Annotated in this window: 22 protein-coding genes; 16 read left to right on the top strand and 6 right to left on the bottom strand. The window is 34.5% G+C overall.

What is annotated here, in order from left to right:
* Positions 1-212: 212 nt before the first annotated feature.
* The 5 genes from fabV to QWY86_RS14585 all read left to right on the top strand — a co-directional run bounded on the left by fabV (position 213) and on the right by QWY86_RS14585 (position 4,317).
* A complete protein-coding gene (fabV, locus tag QWY86_RS14565; protein WP_290243073.1) occupies positions 213-1,406 on the top strand; it encodes an enoyl-ACP reductase FabV in 1,194 nt (397 codons plus the stop codon).
* Between the two features lie 72 nt (positions 1,407-1,478).
* Complete coding sequence (locus QWY86_RS14570; protein WP_290243074.1) at positions 1,479-2,015, top strand: GNAT family N-acetyltransferase; 537 nt, start codon at positions 1,479-1,481, stop codon at positions 2,013-2,015.
* Positions 2,016-2,122: 107 nt separating this feature from the next.
* On the top strand, positions 2,123-2,575 hold the full coding sequence (locus tag QWY86_RS14575; protein ID WP_290243075.1) for a cold-shock protein: 453 nt from the start codon (positions 2,123-2,125) through the stop codon (positions 2,573-2,575).
* A gap of 642 nt (positions 2,576-3,217) precedes the next feature.
* Entirely contained in the window at positions 3,218-3,904 is a 687-nt protein-coding gene (locus QWY86_RS14580) for an SIMPL domain-containing protein (protein ID WP_290243076.1), read from the top strand.
* Positions 3,905-4,002: 98 nt separating this feature from the next.
* Entirely contained in the window at positions 4,003-4,317 is a 315-nt protein-coding gene (locus QWY86_RS14585) for a hypothetical protein (RefSeq protein WP_231464432.1), read from the top strand.
* A gap of 102 nt (positions 4,318-4,419) precedes the next feature.
* Here the strand turns inward: QWY86_RS14585 and serS are convergent, their stop codons facing one another.
* The gene (serS, locus tag QWY86_RS14590; protein WP_290243077.1) at positions 4,420-5,691 is read right to left on the bottom strand and encodes a serine--tRNA ligase; all 1,272 of its coding nucleotides are present in this window, start codon (positions 5,689-5,691) and stop codon (positions 4,420-4,422) included.
* 154 nt (positions 5,692-5,845) lie between these two features.
* On the opposite strand from serS, the gene rsmI reads away from it, so the two are divergent.
* The 8 genes from rsmI to QWY86_RS14630 all read left to right on the top strand — a co-directional run bounded on the left by rsmI (position 5,846) and on the right by QWY86_RS14630 (position 11,096).
* Positions 5,846-6,553 carry a 16S rRNA (cytidine(1402)-2'-O)-methyltransferase gene (rsmI, locus tag QWY86_RS14595; RefSeq protein ID WP_290243078.1) on the top strand — a complete coding sequence of 236 codons (708 nt, stop codon included), beginning with the start codon at positions 5,846-5,848 and terminating at the stop codon, positions 6,551-6,553.
* 17 nt (positions 6,554-6,570) lie between these two features.
* The gene (locus QWY86_RS14600; protein ID WP_290243079.1) at positions 6,571-6,867 is read left to right on the top strand and encodes a nucleotidyltransferase family protein; all 297 of its coding nucleotides are present in this window, start codon (positions 6,571-6,573) and stop codon (positions 6,865-6,867) included.
* A gap of 169 nt (positions 6,868-7,036) precedes the next feature.
* Complete coding sequence (locus QWY86_RS14605) at positions 7,037-7,213, top strand: HepT-like ribonuclease domain-containing protein (RefSeq protein ID WP_290243080.1); 177 nt, start codon at positions 7,037-7,039, stop codon at positions 7,211-7,213.
* A gap of 4 nt (positions 7,214-7,217) precedes the next feature.
* Positions 7,218-7,865 (top strand): PH domain-containing protein, encoded by a 648-nt coding sequence (locus QWY86_RS14610; RefSeq protein ID WP_290243081.1) that lies wholly within the window; start codon positions 7,218-7,220, stop codon positions 7,863-7,865.
* A gap of 85 nt (positions 7,866-7,950) precedes the next feature.
* The gene (lnt, locus tag QWY86_RS14615; RefSeq protein ID WP_290243082.1) at positions 7,951-9,573 is read left to right on the top strand and encodes an apolipoprotein N-acyltransferase; all 1,623 of its coding nucleotides are present in this window, start codon (positions 7,951-7,953) and stop codon (positions 9,571-9,573) included.
* A complete protein-coding gene (locus QWY86_RS14620; protein ID WP_290243083.1) occupies positions 9,558-10,040 on the top strand; it encodes a DinB family protein in 483 nt (160 codons plus the stop codon). Before lnt ends, QWY86_RS14620 begins: the two co-directional genes overlap by 16 nt.
* A gap of 9 nt (positions 10,041-10,049) precedes the next feature.
* On the top strand, positions 10,050-10,556 hold the full coding sequence (gene lspA / locus QWY86_RS14625) for a signal peptidase II (RefSeq protein ID WP_290243084.1): 507 nt from the start codon (positions 10,050-10,052) through the stop codon (positions 10,554-10,556).
* Between the two features lie 123 nt (positions 10,557-10,679).
* A complete protein-coding gene (locus tag QWY86_RS14630) occupies positions 10,680-11,096 on the top strand; it encodes an OsmC family protein (RefSeq protein WP_290243085.1) in 417 nt (138 codons plus the stop codon).
* A gap of 54 nt (positions 11,097-11,150) precedes the next feature.
* Here the strand turns inward: QWY86_RS14630 and QWY86_RS14635 are convergent, their stop codons facing one another.
* From QWY86_RS14635 to QWY86_RS14645, 3 genes are all read right to left on the bottom strand, one after another.
* Complete coding sequence (locus tag QWY86_RS14635) at positions 11,151-11,840, bottom strand: response regulator transcription factor (protein WP_290243086.1); 690 nt, start codon at positions 11,838-11,840, stop codon at positions 11,151-11,153.
* 79 nt (positions 11,841-11,919) lie between these two features.
* The gene (locus tag QWY86_RS14640) at positions 11,920-13,560 is read right to left on the bottom strand and encodes an NAD+ synthase (protein ID WP_290243087.1); all 1,641 of its coding nucleotides are present in this window, start codon (positions 13,558-13,560) and stop codon (positions 11,920-11,922) included.
* 17 nt (positions 13,561-13,577) lie between these two features.
* Positions 13,578-14,255: a porin family protein gene (locus tag QWY86_RS14645; protein WP_290243088.1), complete on the bottom strand. Its 678-nt coding sequence runs from the start codon at positions 14,253-14,255 to the stop codon at positions 13,578-13,580.
* A gap of 26 nt (positions 14,256-14,281) precedes the next feature.
* Between QWY86_RS14645 and gldB the strand changes: the two genes are divergently transcribed.
* The 3 genes from gldB to QWY86_RS14660 all read left to right on the top strand — a co-directional run bounded on the left by gldB (position 14,282) and on the right by QWY86_RS14660 (position 17,458).
* Positions 14,282-15,313, top strand: a complete 1,032-nt coding sequence (gene gldB / locus QWY86_RS14650) for a gliding motility lipoprotein GldB (RefSeq protein ID WP_290243089.1) — start codon at positions 14,282-14,284, stop codon at positions 15,311-15,313.
* Between the two features lie 70 nt (positions 15,314-15,383).
* Positions 15,384-16,193, top strand: a complete 810-nt coding sequence (locus tag QWY86_RS14655; RefSeq protein ID WP_290243090.1) for a patatin-like phospholipase family protein — start codon at positions 15,384-15,386, stop codon at positions 16,191-16,193.
* The gene (locus QWY86_RS14660) at positions 16,193-17,458 is read left to right on the top strand and encodes a hypothetical protein (protein ID WP_290243091.1); all 1,266 of its coding nucleotides are present in this window, start codon (positions 16,193-16,195) and stop codon (positions 17,456-17,458) included. Before QWY86_RS14655 ends, QWY86_RS14660 begins: the two co-directional genes overlap by 1 nt.
* Before the next feature lie 3 nt (positions 17,459-17,461).
* Here the strand turns inward: QWY86_RS14660 and QWY86_RS14665 are convergent, their stop codons facing one another.
* Both QWY86_RS14665 and gcvT read right to left on the bottom strand, forming a co-directional pair.
* Positions 17,462-18,175: a 2-phosphosulfolactate phosphatase gene (locus QWY86_RS14665; protein WP_290243092.1), complete on the bottom strand. Its 714-nt coding sequence runs from the start codon at positions 18,173-18,175 to the stop codon at positions 17,462-17,464.
* Positions 18,176-18,254: 79 nt separating this feature from the next.
* On the bottom strand, positions 18,255-19,334 hold the full coding sequence (gene gcvT / locus QWY86_RS14670; protein ID WP_290243093.1) for a glycine cleavage system aminomethyltransferase GcvT: 1,080 nt from the start codon (positions 19,332-19,334) through the stop codon (positions 18,255-18,257).
* Positions 19,335-19,756 lie beyond the last annotated feature (422 nt).

Raw genomic sequence — 19,756 nt, forward strand, 5'->3', positions numbered from 1 at the left:
GGTTTTATCTGTGTTTGGCTAAATTAGAAAATTTCTACTACGCATTAAATTTAACTTTAATTTAATATTGAGTTTGAAACCATAAACCCAACTGAATGATGTTTATTTAAATTTCATTTAGCGTTAAGCAATTAAAAATTTATCTTCGTTAAAGATTTCGGTATTTGTAACCACTTGCCGAGATACAATACAAAACGTAAAATCAAAAAACAATGATTATTGAACCTAGAATGAGGGGCTTTATTTGTTTAACTGCTCACCCAGATGGTTGCGCACAAAACGTAAAGAACCAAATTGAATATGTTAAATCAAAGGGCGAAGTTAGCGGACCTAAAAAAGTTTTAGTAATTGGCGCATCAACCGGATTTGGTTTAGCATCAAGAATTACTGCGGCTTACGGCTCAAACGCAGCAACTATTGGTGTATTTTTTGAAAAAGCACCTTCTGAAGGTAAAACAGCTTCTCCAGGATGGTACAATAGTGCGGCATTTGAAAAAGAGGCTCATGCGGCTGGTTTATACGCTAAAAGTATTAATGGCGATGCCTTCTCTAATGAGATTAAGCAAAAAACAATTGATTTAATTAAAGCAGATTTAGGACAGGTAGATTTAATTATTTACAGCTTAGCCTCTCCGGTTAGAAAAAATCCAAATACTGAAGTTTTACATCGTTCTACTTTAAAACCAATTGGCTTTACATACACCAATAAAACGGTTGATTTCCATACAGGTAACGTAACTGAAATATCTATCGAGCCAGCGAATGAAGAAGATATTGCAAATACAGTTGCCGTTATGGGTGGCGAAGATTGGGCAATGTGGATTGATGCCTTAAAGGCAGAAAATTTATTGGCAGATGGTGCTACAACAGTTGCGTATTCATATATAGGCCCTGCATTAACTGAGCCTGTCTACCGCAAAGGCACCATTGGTCGTGCAAAAGATGATTTAGAAGCAACCGCATTCACCATCAGCGATAAACTAAAAGACATTAATGGAAAAGCCTACGTTTCTGTTAATAAAGCCTTGGTTACACAAGCAAGTTCTGCCATTCCGGTTATTCCGCTTTATATTTCATTGCTATACAAAATAATGAAAGAAGAAGGCATACATGAAGGTACGATAGAACAAATTCAGCGTTTATTTGCCGATAGATTATATAATGGCGGTGATGTTCCTGTTGATGAAAAAGGCAGAATCAGAATCGATGATTGGGAAATGCGTGATGATGTTCAAGCTAAAGTTGCAAAACTTTGGGAAGAAGCAACAACCGAAACTCTACCGGCAATTGGAGATTTACCTGGTTACCGCTCTGATTTCTTAAGCTTATTCGGCTTTGAGGTTGATAAGGTGGATTACCAAAAAGATGCAAACGAAGTTGTAAAAATTGAAGGTTTAGTAGAGTAATTACAAAAAACTTTTTATTAATAATACTAAACGGCTGGCAAATTAACCAGCCGTTTTTAATTTCCTTTAATTATGAATTTTAATTTACAGCCAATTTTAGAAAACGATTTACTAAGCATTGTACCATTAAAATCTGATGATTTCGAAAAGCTCTACGACGTTGCCAACGATGAATTACTTTGGGAGCAACACCCCAATAAAAACCGATACCAACGCCCTATTTTTGAAAAATTTTTTCAAGGTGCAATGGAATCAGGAGGGGCATTTATTGTTTACGAAAAACAAAGTGGTAAAGTGGTAGGCAGTTCGAGGTTTTATGAATTAGATGAAGCTAACAAAACCGTTGCCGTTGGCTACACCTTTATTGGAAGGGAATTTTGGGGCAAAGCGCACAATAAAGCCTTAAAAACATTAATGTTTAACCACGCTTTTCAATTTGTAGAAAAAGTAATTTTACATATTGGTGCCACCAATTTTCGCTCGCAAAAGGCAATAGAGAAACTCGGTGCAAAAAAAGTAAGCGAAATTGAGATTGCATATTATGGCGAACCATTAAAGTGGAATTTTGCATACGAGGTAGATAAAAAGGAGTGGCAATCTGTTCAATAATAAAACCGTAGAACCTAATAAAATCGTATTTGTACTTTAGTATTGTTATATTTGTATAATTCTCCATTCCACTCACCCTTTTTAACAACAAAACGATTAAATAATATATGGCTAAATCTCAGGCAACATACAGCAAAAAAGAGAACGAAAAAAAACGATTAAAGAAACAAAAAGACAAACAAGAGAAAAAAGAAGAGCGTCAGGCTAATGCGAAAAAAGGTTTAGCGCTTGAAGATATGATGGCTTATGTTGATGAAAATGGCAACATTTCTTCTACTCCACCAGATCCGAAAAAGAAAAAAGTTATTAATACCGAAGACATTCAAATTGGAATTTCTAGACAAGAAGATATTGTTGATGAAAACCCAGTTAAAAAAGGTACAGTAACATTTTTCAATGATAGTAAAGGTTATGGTTTCATCAAAAATACTGAAACTCAAGATAGCATTTTTGTTCACGTTAATGGATTAACGACACAAATTAAAGAAGGCGATAAAGTTACTTTCGAGGTAGAGATGGGCCAAAAAGGACCAACTGCTGTTAAAGTTTCTAAAGTTTAATTTAATCTTCAAATGGATAATTTATAGCTAAAAAGCTCATAGATTCATCTTCAAATCCTGCAGAAATTCTGCTGCGCAAGGTTTTATAATCATTTATAATTCCGTCTATTTAAGCATAAAACCTGGCGCATTTTTTCCTTCTAAAGGAAATCCATCTTTTAAAATATTTTTTTTTAGAAAATCAGGGTTCGGTTCGCTTAGGTTATTTCAGCCCCGCCACCGCTATTAGTCCTCATTTCGCTGCGCTCCAATTCCGGGCTATTACGCTTTGTCGGGTTTATTTTTCAAAAATTGTGGTTCTTTTGCAAAAAACAGGTTGCATATTTTTTAAATTCTCCACTCTCCTCGGTAGAGATTAGTTACTTATGTGTACAATCTTTTGTAAATAAACCTGATAGCAGTGAAAAGCTCCCATTTTATTCGGGACTTGAAACGGATAGCAGGACTGCTTTTGCCATGAACAAAAGCCGTTCATTTCCAAAATCTTAAAAAATTTTAAATCTCGGTGTGGAATTTGCTTTTAACTTTCATCATTACAGCACACACAAAGAAAATAAGATTATGAAACCTGCATAAGCAATGCAATTAAAAAAAGCAAACAGCTTATGCAAGCTTCATGACAATTAAAAACACTAAAAAGTTATGAAAAAGTTAATAGCAATTGCATTGGTAACATTGGTAGGTTTATCAACAGTTAATGCACAGCAAGTAGATTTAAGAAGAAAAATTAATGTAAGCGGCTCGGCCGAGACCGAAGTTACACCCGATATTATTTACATCGGCATTTCGCTTAAAGAATACTTAAACGGAAAGAAAAAAGTAGAAATTACTGAACTGGAAAAACAACTTTACGCTGCGGTGCAAAAAGCCGGAATAGCGAAAGAAAATTTAACAGTTAGTAACTTAAGCAGCTGGAATTATGCTACTGAAAAAAAGAAAAATCCTGATTTTTTAGCAAGCAAACAGTACCGTTTAAAAGTTAGCGACTTAAACAAATTCAATTCTATTATTGAAGCTATAGACGCTAAAGGAATTGCAAGTACAAACATTGAAAGTTATGATTACTCAAAAATTGAAGGGCTTAAAAAAGAACTTAAAATTAAGGCGCTTTTGGCCGCTAAAGAGAAAGCAACATATATGGTTGAAGCACTAGATGGTAAATTAGGTGCTGTAATTGATATACAAGACGGTGGAGATAATGTTATACAACCTGTTTACAGAAATTATATGATGAAAGCGGAAATGGCTGACGCAGGTGCTGCACCTGAGATAGATTTTAAGAAAATTAAGTTAAATTTTACGGTTAACGCAGTATTTGAAATAAAATAGTGCTTTAAATTTTATTTCAAACTTTTTTTGAAACCTACCAACACATTTTGGTAGGTTTTTTGTTAAGGTATCATCGAAACACTAAAATTTTATAAATTATGAAAAAATTCATTTACACGTTAGCCCTAGTTTTCTCTTTAGCAATTAGTTTTAACTCTGCACAAGCAGCAGATAAAAGAGCTAAAAACCCAACCGAGTTAACTGCTGAACAAGCTTTACAATTAGAAAAAATTAAAACCCGCGTTGAAGAAATTAGAGACATGGATAAATCTAATTTAACAAGAGCTGAGCGCAAAGCACTTCGCAGCGAATTGAAAGAATTAAAAGGCCAGGCACGTGCAGTTTCTGGTGGTGTTTACCTTTCAGTTGGTGCTATTATCATCATCATTTTATTATTAATCTTGATTTTATAATCCAAGAAAAAACATTACACCTATCTATATAAAAACGAAAAGCTTTGCATTACTGCAAAGCTTTTTTTATTAGTTAATAGTTCGTCATTGCGACGATTGTTTTTAATCAATAATATCGAAGCCTGTATAGCTCACCAATACTTCTGGAATTTTAATTCCGTTTTCTGTTTGATAGTTTTCTAAAATTGAAGCAACAATTCGAGGCAAAGCTAATGCACTACCGTTTAGAGTATGTGCCAATTGGGTTTTACCTTCCTTGCCTTTAAAGCGAATTTTTGAGCGGTTACTTTGGAAAGTTTCTACATTAGATACTGAAGATACTTCTAACCAACGCTCTTGTGAAGCGCTCCAGGTTTCCATATCATAAGTCATTGCAGAACCGAAACCCATATCGCCACCACATAAACGTAGAACGCGGTAATGTAAACCAAGTTTTTGCAATAAGCTTTGTACATAGGTACTCATATCTTCCAAAGTTTCGTAAGATTTATCTGGGTGCGTTACCTGTACCAATTCTACCTTATCAAATTGATGCAAGCGGTTTAAACCACGCACGTGAGAACCATAAGAACCCGCTTCTCGTCGGAAACAAGGTGTATAAGCCGTATTCTTAATGGGTAACTCTTCTTCTTTTAAAATTACATCTCTGTATAGGTTGGTAACCGGAACTTCAGCCGTTGGAATTAAATATAAATCATCAACCGTTGAATGGTACATTTGACCTTCTTTATCTGGTAATTGCCCCGTTCCAAAACCTGATGCAGCATTTACCAAATGCGGCACTTGCACTTCTTTATAACCTGCAGCAATTGCTTCATCTAAAAAGAAATTAATTAAAGCACGTTGTAACCTCGCCCCTTTCCCTTTATAAACTGGGAAACCTGCACCAGTAATTTTAACGCCAAGTTCAAAATCTATGATATCATATTTCGCGGCCAATTCCCAATGGGGTTTCGCATCTTTTGGTAACTGAGCTGGTTCTCCATGTACTAAAACAACCTCATTTTCTTCTGCTGTTGAACCTTGAGGTACTAAATCATGAGGTAAATTAGGAAGCAACACTAATGAATTAAACTGTGCTGTTTCCAGTTCATTTAATTTTTCAGTAAGAATTTTAATATTTTCTTTGTGTGAGGCTGTTTGTGTTTTAATGGCTTCGGCTTCTTCTTTTTTACCATTGCGCATTAAATCGCCAATTTGTTTTGCAGCTGCATTTGCTTCAGCAGAAAGATTATCAAGCGAAGTTTGAGTAGAACGACGTTCTTCATCAATCTTGATGATTTCATCAACCAACTCTGGTTGTTTAAAGTTACGCTTACTTAAACGTTCTAAAACTTTCTCTCTATTTTCGCGGATATAGTTAACTTGCAGCATTATTCTAATTTTTTCACAAAGATAAGATTGAATTACGAATTACGAGTTACGATTTTAGATTTTTATGCCGATGTACAATCCTATTCGCAAATCAAAAATTCTATTTAATCAGGAATATGGTAATCGTAATTCGTAAATATAAAATCTAAAATCAATGGGCAAACTATTTCTTGTACCTACGCCGATAGGCAATCTGGAAGATATGACATTTAGAGCAATCCGTATATTAAAAGAATGCGATTTAATTCTTGCAGAAGATACACGAACCAGCGCACCAATGCTTAAACATTTTGGCATTGATAAAAAGGTGTTTTCGCATCATCAGCACAATGAACATAAGGCAACCTCTGAAATTATAAAGTTTTTAAACGAAGGACAAAAGATTGCCTTAATCTCTGATGCCGGAACGCCAGCCATTTCCGACCCAGGTTTTTTCTTAGTTCGCGAAGCGATAAAAAATGATATCGCTGTTGAATGTTTACCGGGCGCTACTGCATTTGTACCTGCTCTAGTAAATTCGGGTTTGCCTGCAGATGCTTTTTGCTTCGAAGGTTTTTTACCCGTTAAAAAAGGAAGGCAAACGAAATTTAAGAAACTGGCAGAAGAAGAACGAACGATTATACTTTATGAAAGTCCGCACCGTTTATTAAAAACTTTGGATGAGTTTGCGCAGTACCTCGGAGAAGACAGGCAAGCATCAGTAAGTAGAGAATTAACTAAAATGTTCGAAGAAACTGTTAGAGGAACTTTAGTGGAGATAAAATCACACTTTGAAAACAATGTTTTAAAAGGAGAATTTGTAATTTGCATTGCGGGTAAAACTGCATCAAAAAGTAAAAATAAATATGAAGATGCTGAGTAATTTTTAGAAAATGAGTTATGGAAAGTTTAATTTTAAATCATTTACCAGAAATAAAAAACCTCTTTAAAAAACACGATGTTAAAGATGCTTATTTATTTGGGAGTGCAGCGAAGAATAACTTGAAGGAAAATAGTGATATTGATTTCTTAGTTAATTTTTCAAATAAATCTGACTTTGAAAGCTATGGAAATAACTATTTTAATCTCCTTTACGCTTTACAGGATTTATTAAAAAGAAATGTTGATTTATTAGCAGAAGAAACGCTAAGCAATCCTTACCTTATCGAGAGCATTAATCAAAGTAAAATAAAATAAATATGAGTGTTTTAGAAGAAAAGAAGCTTCTTACAGATATTAAGATTTCAATTGAATCGATATTTGAGCACCTGGAAAATAATTTCAGCTTTGAAATTTATAAGGCAAACAAAACTAAAAGGCGAGCTGTAAACGAGAGCTTGAAATTATAGGTGAAGCCATTAATAAATTGCTAAAAATTAATCCACAAATTCATATTACTTATTCAAGACAAATTGTTGATTTACGAAATAAAATTATCCATTCATACGACAATGTTAATGATATGGTTATTTGGAAAATAATAATTAAAGATATACCAATTTTACAGGAAGAGATAAATAGCTATCTCAAAGAAAAAAATTAAAAAAATGATTAGTATAGATAGATTTTTAAATGACGAGCAAGATCCAAAAGCTGTTGAAAAGGTTATTGGAAAATTAAATGACCTTTTAACAACTGGTGAAGAAATTTTATATCTGGCCGTTCAGAAAAAACCTGCCGTAAACTTGTTACCAGATAGTATTGCAGTATCAAACAAAAGAATTTTTTACTGCGAGCCGGGCAACCTCGGACTTACCATGAACTTTAAAGACATTTCCTGGAAAAGCATTAAAGAAGTTTCTTTTAAAGAAGAATTTTTCGGTTCGAAATTTATTTGCGTTCCGCAGCATGGCGAAAATATTGTTACTGAATTTATTCCGAAAGTACAGGCAAGGAAATTACACCAGGCAGCAACTGAGCAGTTAGAAGCTTATAAAGAATTAGTTAGACAACAATTACTCGAAGAAAACAGGGCATCGGCGGCGGCAGTAAATTATAATACACCCCAAACTTTTGCCGAAATACCAGTTGTTGAACAAATAACTCCAGAACCAATTCAAATTGCAGAAGTTGTTGAAGAACCTGAAGATGAAACTACATTAAAGTTGCGTAAATTAAAAACTTTGTACGATAAGCATTTAATTACACAAGAAGAATACGAAGCTAAAAAAGCAAATATTTTAGATAGTTTGTAGAATTAGGCTTTCTATTTACTGTCACGTTGAGCTTGTCGAAAGGCCTAATGCTTCGACAAGCTCAGAATGACAAACTTCAAAAAAAATGAAATCCAAACAAACCTACCTCCTAGCCTTATTAAGTGCATTTTTGCTTTGGCTAGCATGGCCACCAATTCCATTTACAACACCTTTGTTGCTAATTGCTTTAGTACCTTTATTTATTGCCTTGGATGATATTTCTTCGAGACAAATTAAAAAACGCGGTAGAGTTATCTTTTTAACAGCAGGGCTAACCTTTATAATTTGGAATTCAGCATCAATATATTGGGTTTATAATGCAATTAGTGCTTATAACACAGGATTTGTTGGAGGAATAATCTCAATATTTGTGTCTCTAATTCCTTTTGGTTTAGGCGCCCTTTTAATGACTTTCGCTTTCTGGTTATTTTATAGATTAATTAAATATACAAGTAAGAAGATTGCTTATTGCGGACTAATTTCGTTTTATATTGCCTTAGAATATCTGCAGCAAACCTGGGATTTAGCCTTCCCATGGATGACTTTAGGGAATGGTTTAGCGGGAATGCATCAACTTGCGCAGTGGTACGATAGCACAGGAATTTATGGCGGCTCACTTTGGATTTTACTAAGCAACATTCTAGCTTTCGAAGCCTATAAAAAACTTAAATCGCAAAGCGGATATTTAAAATACAGAGCTTCGGGGATTTGGGCATTAGCCGTTTTAATTCCTATCGGGATATCCTTAACAAAATATTATAACTACAAACAAAAAGGAACACCGAGTAATGTGGTTGTGGTACAACCGAACATAGATCCTTATCAAAAATTTGAGAGTATTTCGACCAATGAGCAACTTCAGATTTTAACGCATTTATCAGATTCCATCGGTCAAAGCAACACAGAATATTTCATTTGGCCTGAAACAGCTTTACCAACTTACGATGATGAAGACCGGATTCATGATTCTCCGACACTTTTTAGTCTTCAAAGCTTTTTAAGTAAATATAAAAACGGAACACTTATCACCGGGATAGAATCAATCAAATGGTATGCTGATAAAAAAACAATTTCTGCCAAGCCAAAAGACGGAATGTTTGTAGATAACTTCAATTCTGCCATGCAGGTAGAAAACTCCCCCAATGTTCAGTTTTACCATAAATCTAAGCTTGTTCCAGGAGTTGAAAAAATGCCTTTCCCCAAAGTATTCTCATTTTTAGATGGCATATTTGCCCAACTTGGCGGTGCGGTTAGTGGATGGGGATGGCAAGAAGAACCTAGTGTGCTTTATTCGCAAAGTGGTATTGGTGCTGCTCCTGTAGTTTGTTATGAAAGCTTGTGGGGCGATTGGATTGGTAAACAGGTAAAAGAAGGTGCACAATTCATCGCAATTATTACAAACGATGGCTGGTGGGGAAACACATCAGGAAAATCTCAGCACGAAATGTATGCAAAGCTTAGGGCAATAGAAACACGAAGAGATGTTGCTCGCTCTGCCAATACAGGAATTTCATGTTTTATAAACCAACGAGGAGATATTACTCAAAACACAAAATGGTGGACCAGAACGGCAATAAAGGCAGATATTAATCTAAATGATGAAATTACATTTTATGTGAAAAGTGGTGATGTAATTGCCAAATTACTTTGTGTTGCGGCAATTATTTTAGCCATGATAATTCCTTTCAGAAAATGGGTGAAGAAGTAAAAAACATGCTTTTGACTCAATACGATAACGTTCTTTATTCAAGAAATACAATAATTGAGTACGTTAAATTGATTAGCATTGAAGACTTTACTACGGAGAATAGCAGCTTTGGTCGCGGCTCTGTAAGAAATCTTTTGGTGCATATTTGCGATACCTACGCGGCATGGATAGGATTAAGAGGTTTGAATTTACCAATAGATTTTAAACCATTTTCAGCGTATGACAATATACAAGATTGCGTTGCCTATTTTAATCAGGTTGATGAGTATGTATATGCATTTCTTCAAAAATTTGAGTATGATTATCAGCAGGAAATTGAAATTGAAAGAAATGGCGATATTTTAAAAATAAGCCCATTAAGATTATTTACACACACCATTACACACGAATTTCACCACAAAGGGCAAATCATGTCGCTTAGCAGGCACTTAGGCTACACACCTGTGGATGCAGATATTATTCGTTAGTTAACAATTATGAAGTCACAACACAAGGTTAGGTTAGTTCTTTTAACGGTTTTATTGCTTTTAAATATTGGTTGCGATCAAGTTTCTAAACGAATTGCCAGAAACAACATTAGCGAATACGAACACATCAGCATTATAAAAGATACTTTTACACTTACCAAAGTAGAAAATAGTGGTGCTTTTTTAAGTCTGGGCGACCAAATGCCTTATATTTTCAGACTGATTATTTTAACAGGTTTGCCGTTGGTTTTCTTAGGTTACGGAATCTATTTTCTTTATAGCAAAAAAAATCTTCCATTAAGCTTTCAAATTGCTTTATGCTTTTTAATTGGCGGTGGTATTGGTAATTTATACGATAGAATTGTGTACGGTTCGGTAACGGATTTTATGCACCTCGATTTTAAAATATTCGAAACTGGTGTTTTCAACTTTGCCGATATTTCTATTATGATTGGAGTGGGTATATTATTAATTCAATCTTTGATGGTGAGGGTTAGCGGGTTTAGGCAAAATTAAGAAGAGCAACATGAATCATAATTTATCAAAACCAATTTCTTAATCTTTAATTGCATTTTATAAACAAACATATAATTATCTTTATGTGTTAACAAACTAAAATCAACTCAAAAATTAAGTAAGATGAAAAGAAATGCTACTGCCGTTTGGCAAGGTTCTATTAAAGAAGGTGCTGGTAATATTACCACGCAAAGTACAACTTTAAGCAATACTCAATATTCGTTCAATTCGCGTTTCGCAGAAGGTGTTGGTACAAACCCCGAAGAATTAATAGCCGCAGCACACGCAGGCTGTTTTACAATGAAACTTTCAGCAAATTTAGGCGAAGCAGGATTCACAGCTGAAAAATTAGAAACAAAATGTGAAATCAATCTTGATCCATCTAAAGGAGAAATTGTTGAATCGAAATTGACCTTAACTGCTTCTATTCCTGATATTACACAAGAAAAATTTGATGAATTGGTTGCAGATGCAGAAAAAAACTGCCCGATTTCCAAATTATTGAATACAACAATTACTGTTGATGCAACTTTAGCATAAGCATATTGCACATAGAACTTGCTGAAGCTTTTTTAAATTCAGTTTCGGCAAGTTTTATATTAAATCGAATGCCCTTGCGTAATTCGAAATCTCGAAAAACGATTTGGTGTTAAGTTTATCCCGAATATTTCTTCTATGTGTATCAACTGTGGTTGGAGAAATATGCAATTCGTTGGCCATTTCGATAGAACTTTTACCCAAAGCCATTTCTCTCAAAATGGTTTTTTCACGCTTACTGAGCTTAGAAAAGCTACTGTAATTGTTCCTTAAAAAATTATTTTCTTCTAGCAGCCTATCCGCTTTAGAGGCAAGGTGATGCATAGCATCAATAGGTATAGAAATGGTTAGTGATAAAAGTGGTAATCCATTATCATCTCTAAAAAATATTTTTGTGCTTGATAAATGCCATCTCCATCCATTAGTACCTGGAAATTTTAGTTGCTGGTAATAACTGAGTGTATCATCACCATTATTTTTTTCCATAAAAGAGGTGATTTTCGGCACATAGTCTTTTGCATCCTCAGGGTTAAAATAGCTAAAATAGTATTCAGCGCTGCTAAGTTTACAAACTTCCTCCAAACTCAAATTTAATTGATTTAGACCAAGTTTATTCATATACGCTACTTCCCAATTTTGGGTTTCGTGAACGATAACCGCACCTGGAAGGTGTTCAAATGATTCTACATGCTGGTCTAAAAGACGCCGCATTTCGACAGTAAGAATAGGTTTGTAGTAGCTTAACATTAATTTGAGAGACTTGTATGATTACTGCAAAATACTCAAAATTAAGTAGATAGCCCAACATGTTCTCAAATTTATTATGCTAGCTTAAATACTTACCAACAATTGGCATTCTTCTACCCATACCAAATGCTTTTGGTGAAACCCTTAAAATTGGAGGTGTTTGGTAACGCTTAAATTCAGCAATATTAACCATTTTCAAAATTCTGGTTACCAACGTTTCGTCATATCCTTGAGCAATAATGGATTTCGAACCTTGCTTTAATTCTATATGCTGATATAAAATCGCATCTAAAATATCATATTCAGGTAACGAATCCGAATCCTTTTGATCTGGTCGTAATTCTGCCGATGGTGGTTTAACAATCGTATTAATCGGAATAATTTCTTTTTCTGTGTTGATGTATTTTGCCAACTGAAAAACCTGCGTTTTGTAAACATCACCAATTACACCAATTGCGCCACACATATCACCATACAACGTACCATAACCAACGGCACATTCACTTTTATTTGAAGTGTTCAATAAAATATAACCGAATTTATTGCTCATCGCCATATTAATAATACCACGGATACGAGCCTGAATATTTTCTTCTGTTAAATTAAATGGCAAACCCTTAAAAGCTGGTGCAAGCATATTGTCAAAAGCTTCAGCAGCATCTTTTATTGGGATAATTTCGTGCATGCAACCAATATTATTTACCAAATCCAAGGCATCCTGAACAGAATGATCGGATGAAAACTTAGAAGGCATTAAAACTGCCATTACATTTTCTGCACCCAATGCTCTACAAGCCAATGCGCAAACAACAGCCGAATCGATACCACCAGATAAACCTAAAACCGCTTTGCTAAAACCAGATTTTTGAAAATAATCTTTGATGCCTAAAACTAAAGCATCATGTATTTGCTCAATATCAGTTAATCTTGGCGCTGCCGGATATTTGTTTTTTACGTTTTCTATTTCTTCTAAGTCAAATACTTGCAAATCCTCTTCAAAGTATTTCATTTCGGCTTTAGTTGCACCTTCGGCATCAAAAACTAAAGAGCCTCCATCAAAAATAATTTCAGTTTGTGCACCAACCTGGTTGACATAAAAAACAGGTAAATTATATTTCTTCGCATTATCCGAAAGCACCTTTATGCGTTCATCATCATGCGTATAAGAAAACGGTGAGGCTGCAATATTAATCATCACATCTGGTTGTTCCTTTATCAACTCATCCATCGGATTTGAAACATATAATGGATTATCATTAATGTTCCATAAATCTTCACAAATGGTTAAGGCAATTTTTTTACTCTTAAAATCGATGCATTGAAATTGAGTAGCCGGTTCAAAATAACGGTATTCATCGAAAACATCATAAGTTGGCAACAAGGCTTTTTTGGTTATGGCTTTAACTTTTCCATCCTCAATAAAATATGCTGCATTAAATAAATCTTTGCCCTGCAAAACGTCATTTTTTATTGGTAAACCCAAAATGCAGGCAATATCATTGCAATGTTCAGCAATCTCTAAAGCAGATTTTTCGCAAAGCGATATAAATTCATCAAACTCTAAAAAATCGCGGGGCGGATAACCACAAATTGCAAGTTCTGCAAAAATGACTAAATCGGCACCTTTGCTTTTTGCAATTTCAATATTGCTGATGATTTTTTGGGTATTGGTTTCGAAATTACCAATATGATAATTGAGTTGAGCTAAAGCTATTTTCATGTAGTGATTAAAGTATTTTAGAAAAATATGCCAAAATTAAGGGCTAGGTAGTGGTTTCGACTTTCACGACTTCCATCTTTTACAATATTAGTAAAACCATTGTTAAATGTTAAGCCTGCAAGTACGCTTGTATTTCCTGATATATCAAATTCGCCACCGCCGCCAATAATTAAACCCGCACGGTAGAACTTAGAGAAATCGGATATATTTTGATTATCGCCAACGGTTGTATTATTTCTTTTCGCATCTTGTTTTGCGCTAATGTTAAACCCATTTGATAAACCGAATTGTCCATACCATCTTTTGCCATCTTGTTTTAAGGTTTTCAGTTTTACAGTTAGCGGAATTTCTATGTACTGCATTTTATATTTCAAATCGTAAGCAACCGGCACATTTGTGCTACTGCTCGAAGCATGATAAGGCCAAACATTTACCTCGGTACTTTTCCCGTTTATGGTGGTAATGGTTAATGCAGTAGAAAAACTATAGTTCGGTGCAAAATTAAAATCGCCCATTATGCCGTAAGAAAAACCTAAGCCAATGCCATTTGTTTTTCCCTGCTCGGGCTTTATCCACCCAATGGTTGGTGTTGCAGTTAAACCTAACTTAAAACCGAAATTTTGTACGTTAAAATTTTGCGCAGAAACGCTCAAACTTAAAAGTGATAAAATTAAAATCGTCGTTATTCTTTTCATACCTTATGTTTTTATATTTGTCTACAATGAAATATAACGTAAAACACCAGCAAATTTATCTAATTTTTCTGTTCGCTTTGATATTTATTTCCTGTAAACAAAGCAAACGCCCTAATGTTAGCAATATAAAAGTTGATATTAAGATTGAGCGGTTTGACCAGGATCTTTATAAAGGAAAAACAAGTGATGTAACCGTAACGGATAAAAAGCTTAGTTCAAAATATGGCATTTTCTACGATGATTTTCTCCACAAAATTTTAGATAGCCGTTATTCAAATACAGAATCTTTAGCCAATTTATATGCCGATAAAGCTTATACCGATTTAACAAAGGAAGTGGATAGCGTTTACCCGAATTTAAAAGCACAAGAAGAAGGATTAACCGAAACATTCAAATACATTAAATTCTATTACCCGAAGGCAAAAATTCCAAAAATTGTATCGTTTGTTTCGGGTTTTTCTTATCAAATGCCTGTCGGCGATAATTATTTAGGCATAGGTTTGGATATGTTTTTAGGTAAAGACAGTAAATTTTATACCGCCATTGTTAAAAGTGTACCATTGTACTTATCAAGAAGATTTACACCTGAATACATTGTGCCGCGTGTAGCGGAAACTTATGCCCATGAAGAACTTTTTCAGGAACTTGATGGGGATAGAACTTTGCTATCGAAAATGATTTTCCAGGGGAAAATTATATACTTTTTAGATCAGGTTTTGCCTGAAACCACACCAGATTCTATTAAAATCGGTTACACGACAGACCAATTAGATTGGGCACAAAATTTTGAAACAGATATCTGGGCGTACTTTCTGGAAAATAATTTCCTTTATGAAACGGATTATCATAAAATACAAGTTTTCCTTTCGGAAGGTCCTTTTACGCCGGGCTTAGGCGAAAACCGTGATTCAGCACCTAAACTTGGCGTTTTTACCGGATGGCAGATTGTAAAGAAGTATATGGAAACGCATCCTGATGTTACTTTGCAGCAACTTATGGCAGAAAACGATGCGCAGAAAATTTTGAATCAATCCAAATACAAACCAAAGCGGAAGTAGTTTTTAATAAACTGATGTAACATTTCGGCAATCAAACAGTTTAAAAGAGTAGATAACGAGCACTAAACCAATGACGAATCAAGCAAGTAACGAAGCGCCGAAAAAGCCAAAAAAAGTTGGCATTGTTTTATCTGGCGGTGGCATTAGAGGAATTGCGCACTTAGGTATATTAAAGGCCTTTAGTAACCTTGGTATAACTTTTAGCCAAATTAGTGGCACAAGTGCTGGTGCAATTGCAGGCTCTTTTTTTGCCGCAGGCATCGACCCGGAAGAAGGCTTGAATATATTTTTAAGAACTAAGCTTTGGCGTTTCGTTCGTCCGGCAGTAGGTTCGCTTGGCTTAATCAACATAGAAAATACATCATTAATATTAAAAGAATATTTCCCTGAAGATGCTATTGAAAAGCTTAAAATTCCATTAACTATTGCAGCGGTAAATTTTAGCGAAGGTAGATTGGTTTACTTTACAAAAGGCCCTTTAATCAGAGCCATCCATGCTTCGAGTTGCATTCCAGGCATTTTCAAACCCATTATGATTGACGGGCAAATGTACGTTGATGGCGGGATTTTAAACAATTTCCCGGTTGAACCATTAATGAATGAATGCGACTTTATTATCGGTTCTTCCTGCAACCATTTAAAAGCCGTTGATAAAATTACCGGAATCACAAATTTGCTTGGGCGAGCCGGGTTAATGTCCATCAACCACGACATGGAACGCAAAGCGAAATTCTGCGATGTGGTTATCGAACCAAAAGGTTTAGGCGCAATCAGTACATTCGATATGAAACGTGCTGAAGACATTTATTGGTTGGCGCACGAAGAGGCTTTAAATGTTATTAAAAACACCCCTGCGATTAGAGAATTAATAACGAAGTAATGGAGCAAGAGGATAATCAAACCTTTGAGATAAAAACCGTTTTAATATTCTGGTATAATTTCATTTTTTTTATTACAACTTTTTTAGTTTTTGCAGGCGCAATTATAACTTTTAAACCTCAAGGTATAATTTATTTTTTTCTTACAATTGGTGTCTCAGTAATTCTGGCTTATCTATTTTCGGGCATTGCGAAAAGCAACGCAATCATATCAATACAGGATAATCAAATCACTATTGAACAGGAGAATAGCATAATTAAGAAAGTTATTGATATTACGATAGATATTAATGGTTTAAGAGGTTTTGAAATTGGAGAACTTACAACCCGATTTGATACTTCTTTAGCATTTTATACAAAAGATTTTGAGGTTTACAGGTATCGCTTAAATAGCAAAGTTGATACTTTTAAGTTAGAAGTATTTCTATCTCAACATTTACCAAAGTTAAATGCAAAATCGAACCCTGAATACAGCAGTTTTATAAAAGCATTCGGATTTGTATTAAAAAACATCTTAATACTTTTTCTTTTTACTGCAATAATATGGGGAATTATAAATTGCTTTATCGATTTGAGTAATTTAAGATATGCGATAATTAGTTTTGCATTTCCAATATTATTTTGGCGTTTTGTTACCCGAAATATTTTAATAAAAAATAATTTCCGCTTTGCGGCAACCTATTGGATTATGCTAATATTTCCATTCACCGCTTTAGGATTAATATTTCCTCTAAAAAATAATATTGAAGAATTATTAAGTGAACCTTTAGCTGTTGATGTGCCGATAAATGTATTTTCTCATCCTAAAGAAAATTTCTTTTACATTAAAAAAATTAAGGGATGTGCAGATAAGATTATAACAAGTTATAGCATTGGTAGTGAAACAAGTAAAAGTCAATACATTACTATAAATCACGCTGTAGAAACTCAGGTTACCGATTTAAACGAGCATTTTAATAACATTTGGTTTCGTAAAAGGTTATCACAAAAAATTAATAAAGCTACACCAGAAGAAGATAGAACAATTCTAATAAGTGATTTTCAAAATAAATCAAGAAGAGAATTTGAAGAAATGCTCAAGGAAAAGGCAACATTTTATAAGGTCCTTCTAAATAGACAAGGAGAAGCATCTATTGCAATTCTGGAGCCTTTTTGGAAGCCAATAAACATCTACAAAAAAGATATTCAAAGAAACATATATTTAATAATAGGTGGAATTATTGTGTTATTATTAATTGGAATTTGTATGATAACAATTAACAGATAATCTCTACCTCAACTTAACCAATCTTTCGCCTTCCAAAACCGGAATTGCTGTGCAAACATTCAATTGCAAACAAAAAACCACGTCTTCCTCAATATTTAGTTGCGCTAAGCGATGGCTGTGCGAAGATTTGTGAAGATATTTTCGTAAATCATCTTTAGCTAATAAATACAAATCTTCAGCAGCAACGCTAGAATCATCAAAATGTTCGAAGTTTTTACGCAATTGATTTACAACAGCTCCGGCAAATAAAGTATCTTCTAAATTAAACAGGTCTTTCCAACCCGCACATAAAAGCAACACATTTTTGTCCTGGCTTGCCAAATACGCACAAAGTGAATCAAGGTTTAAAAATGAACCAATTACAACCTGATGTGCTCTTTTATTAGCCAAATGCAAGGCTTTGGTTCCATTAGTTGTGGTAAGCACAATGGTTTTGCCCTCAACTTTTTCTTTTGTGTAAGAGAATGGCGAATTACCGAAGTCGTAACCAGTAACCACCTCACCATTACGTTCAGCGGCTAACAAATAACCCTTATCTGCAAAAGTTAAACAATCCTCAACATTCGCAACCGGGATAATAGCTTCTGCACCATTTTCTATTCCATAAGTTATAGACGATGTAGCTCTTAAAATATCGATAACAACTACAATACTCTGTCCAATATCGTATAAATCAATCAGGGCAGGCGTTAAACAAACTTCAATTTTTTTCGACACGGTGAAAGTTATAGGTTTTAGGTTATACGTTTTAAGTTGTAAATTAAGAACGTATAACTTACACCTTAAACCCTAAACCTTATTTATAAAAAGGAAACTTAACTACTTTAGCTTTTATTGGCGTATTACGGATATTGATAAAAATCTCTGTGCCTTCTTTAGCAAAATCTTTAGACACATAACCCATACCAATTGCTTTTTGCAATGATGGTGCTTGTGTACCTGATGTAACCTTACCGATTACATTTCCATCGGCGTCAGCAATTTCATAATGATGACGAGGAATACCTCTATCAATCATTTCAAACCCAACTAATTTCTTTTGAATGCCTACTTCCTTTTGAGCTTGTAAAGCTTTAGAATTTGTAAACGTTTTCGAAAACTTAGTAATCCAACCTAAACCAGCCTCAAGTGGCGAAGTTGTATCATCAATATCATTTCCGTATAAACAGAAACCCATCTCCAAACGTAAAGTATCACGAGCACCTAAGCCAATTGGTTTAATGTTGTAAGCTGCTCCTGCTTCAAAAATTGCATTCCAAATTTTATCAGCATGCTCATTATCGAAATAAATTTCAAAACCACCTGCACCGGTGTAACCTGTTGCTGAAATCACAACATTCTCAACGCCTGCAAAGGTGCCTTTAACAAAAGTATAATACTCCATCGAAGCTAAATCAACTTCAGTTAAACTTTGTAAAGCATCAGCAGCTTTCGGACCTTGAATAGCCAATAAAGAAGTTTTATCAGAAATATTATGCATTTCTACACCCTTATCATTAAACTGCTGAATCCAATTCCAATCTTTTTCTATGTTCGATGCATTAACAACCAACATGTACGTTTTTTCATCAATACGGTAAACCAAAAGATCATCAACAATACCACCATCTTTATTCGGAAGGCAAGAATACTGCACTTTTCCATCATAAAGTTTAGACGCATCGTTACTTGTAACGCGTTGAATTAAATCCAAAGCATTTTCGCCTTTCAGAATGAATTCGCCCATGTGGCTCACATCAAAAACACCAACGCCATTACGCACAGTAGCGTGTTCTGCATTAATGCCCTCGTAAGTTACAGGCATATTATAACCCGCAAAAGGAACCATTTTAGCGCCTAAAGCGATATGTTTTTCAGTTAAAGCTGTATTTTTCATGCTTAATAAATAGTTGGCGGCAAAACTACTAAGAAAATGGCAATGTTTTCGGTTAAATTTTGTAGCATTTTCTTTAAAATTTTGAAAATGAATGTTAGTTTTTCAAATGTTCTACAGCCCCCGCCATTCATTACAATCTTTAAACAATTCAAGTTAATTCTAAGAGCAATTCTCTTTTTCATTTTATTGTAGGCAGAAATATTTAATATTTCTGCAATTAAAGTATTTCCATTTCTGTCTGGTTTATTTAACTAAGGATTGTGCTGCAATGATTAGCAAATGAGTTAAACCACCCCTTGCCCCTCCTAATTTAGGAGGGGAGTTGGCAGAAGTTTATTTCAATTTCGTGTTTTAATATTTCGTATTGTGCGCTTAACCCAAAACTTATCGATGCAGATATGTTTCGCACTTTCTAACTCCCC

The sequence above is a fragment of the Pedobacter aquatilis genome (assembly GCF_030409415.1).
GTDB classification, from domain to species: Bacteria; Bacteroidota; Bacteroidia; order Sphingobacteriales; family Sphingobacteriaceae; genus Pedobacter; species Pedobacter aquatilis.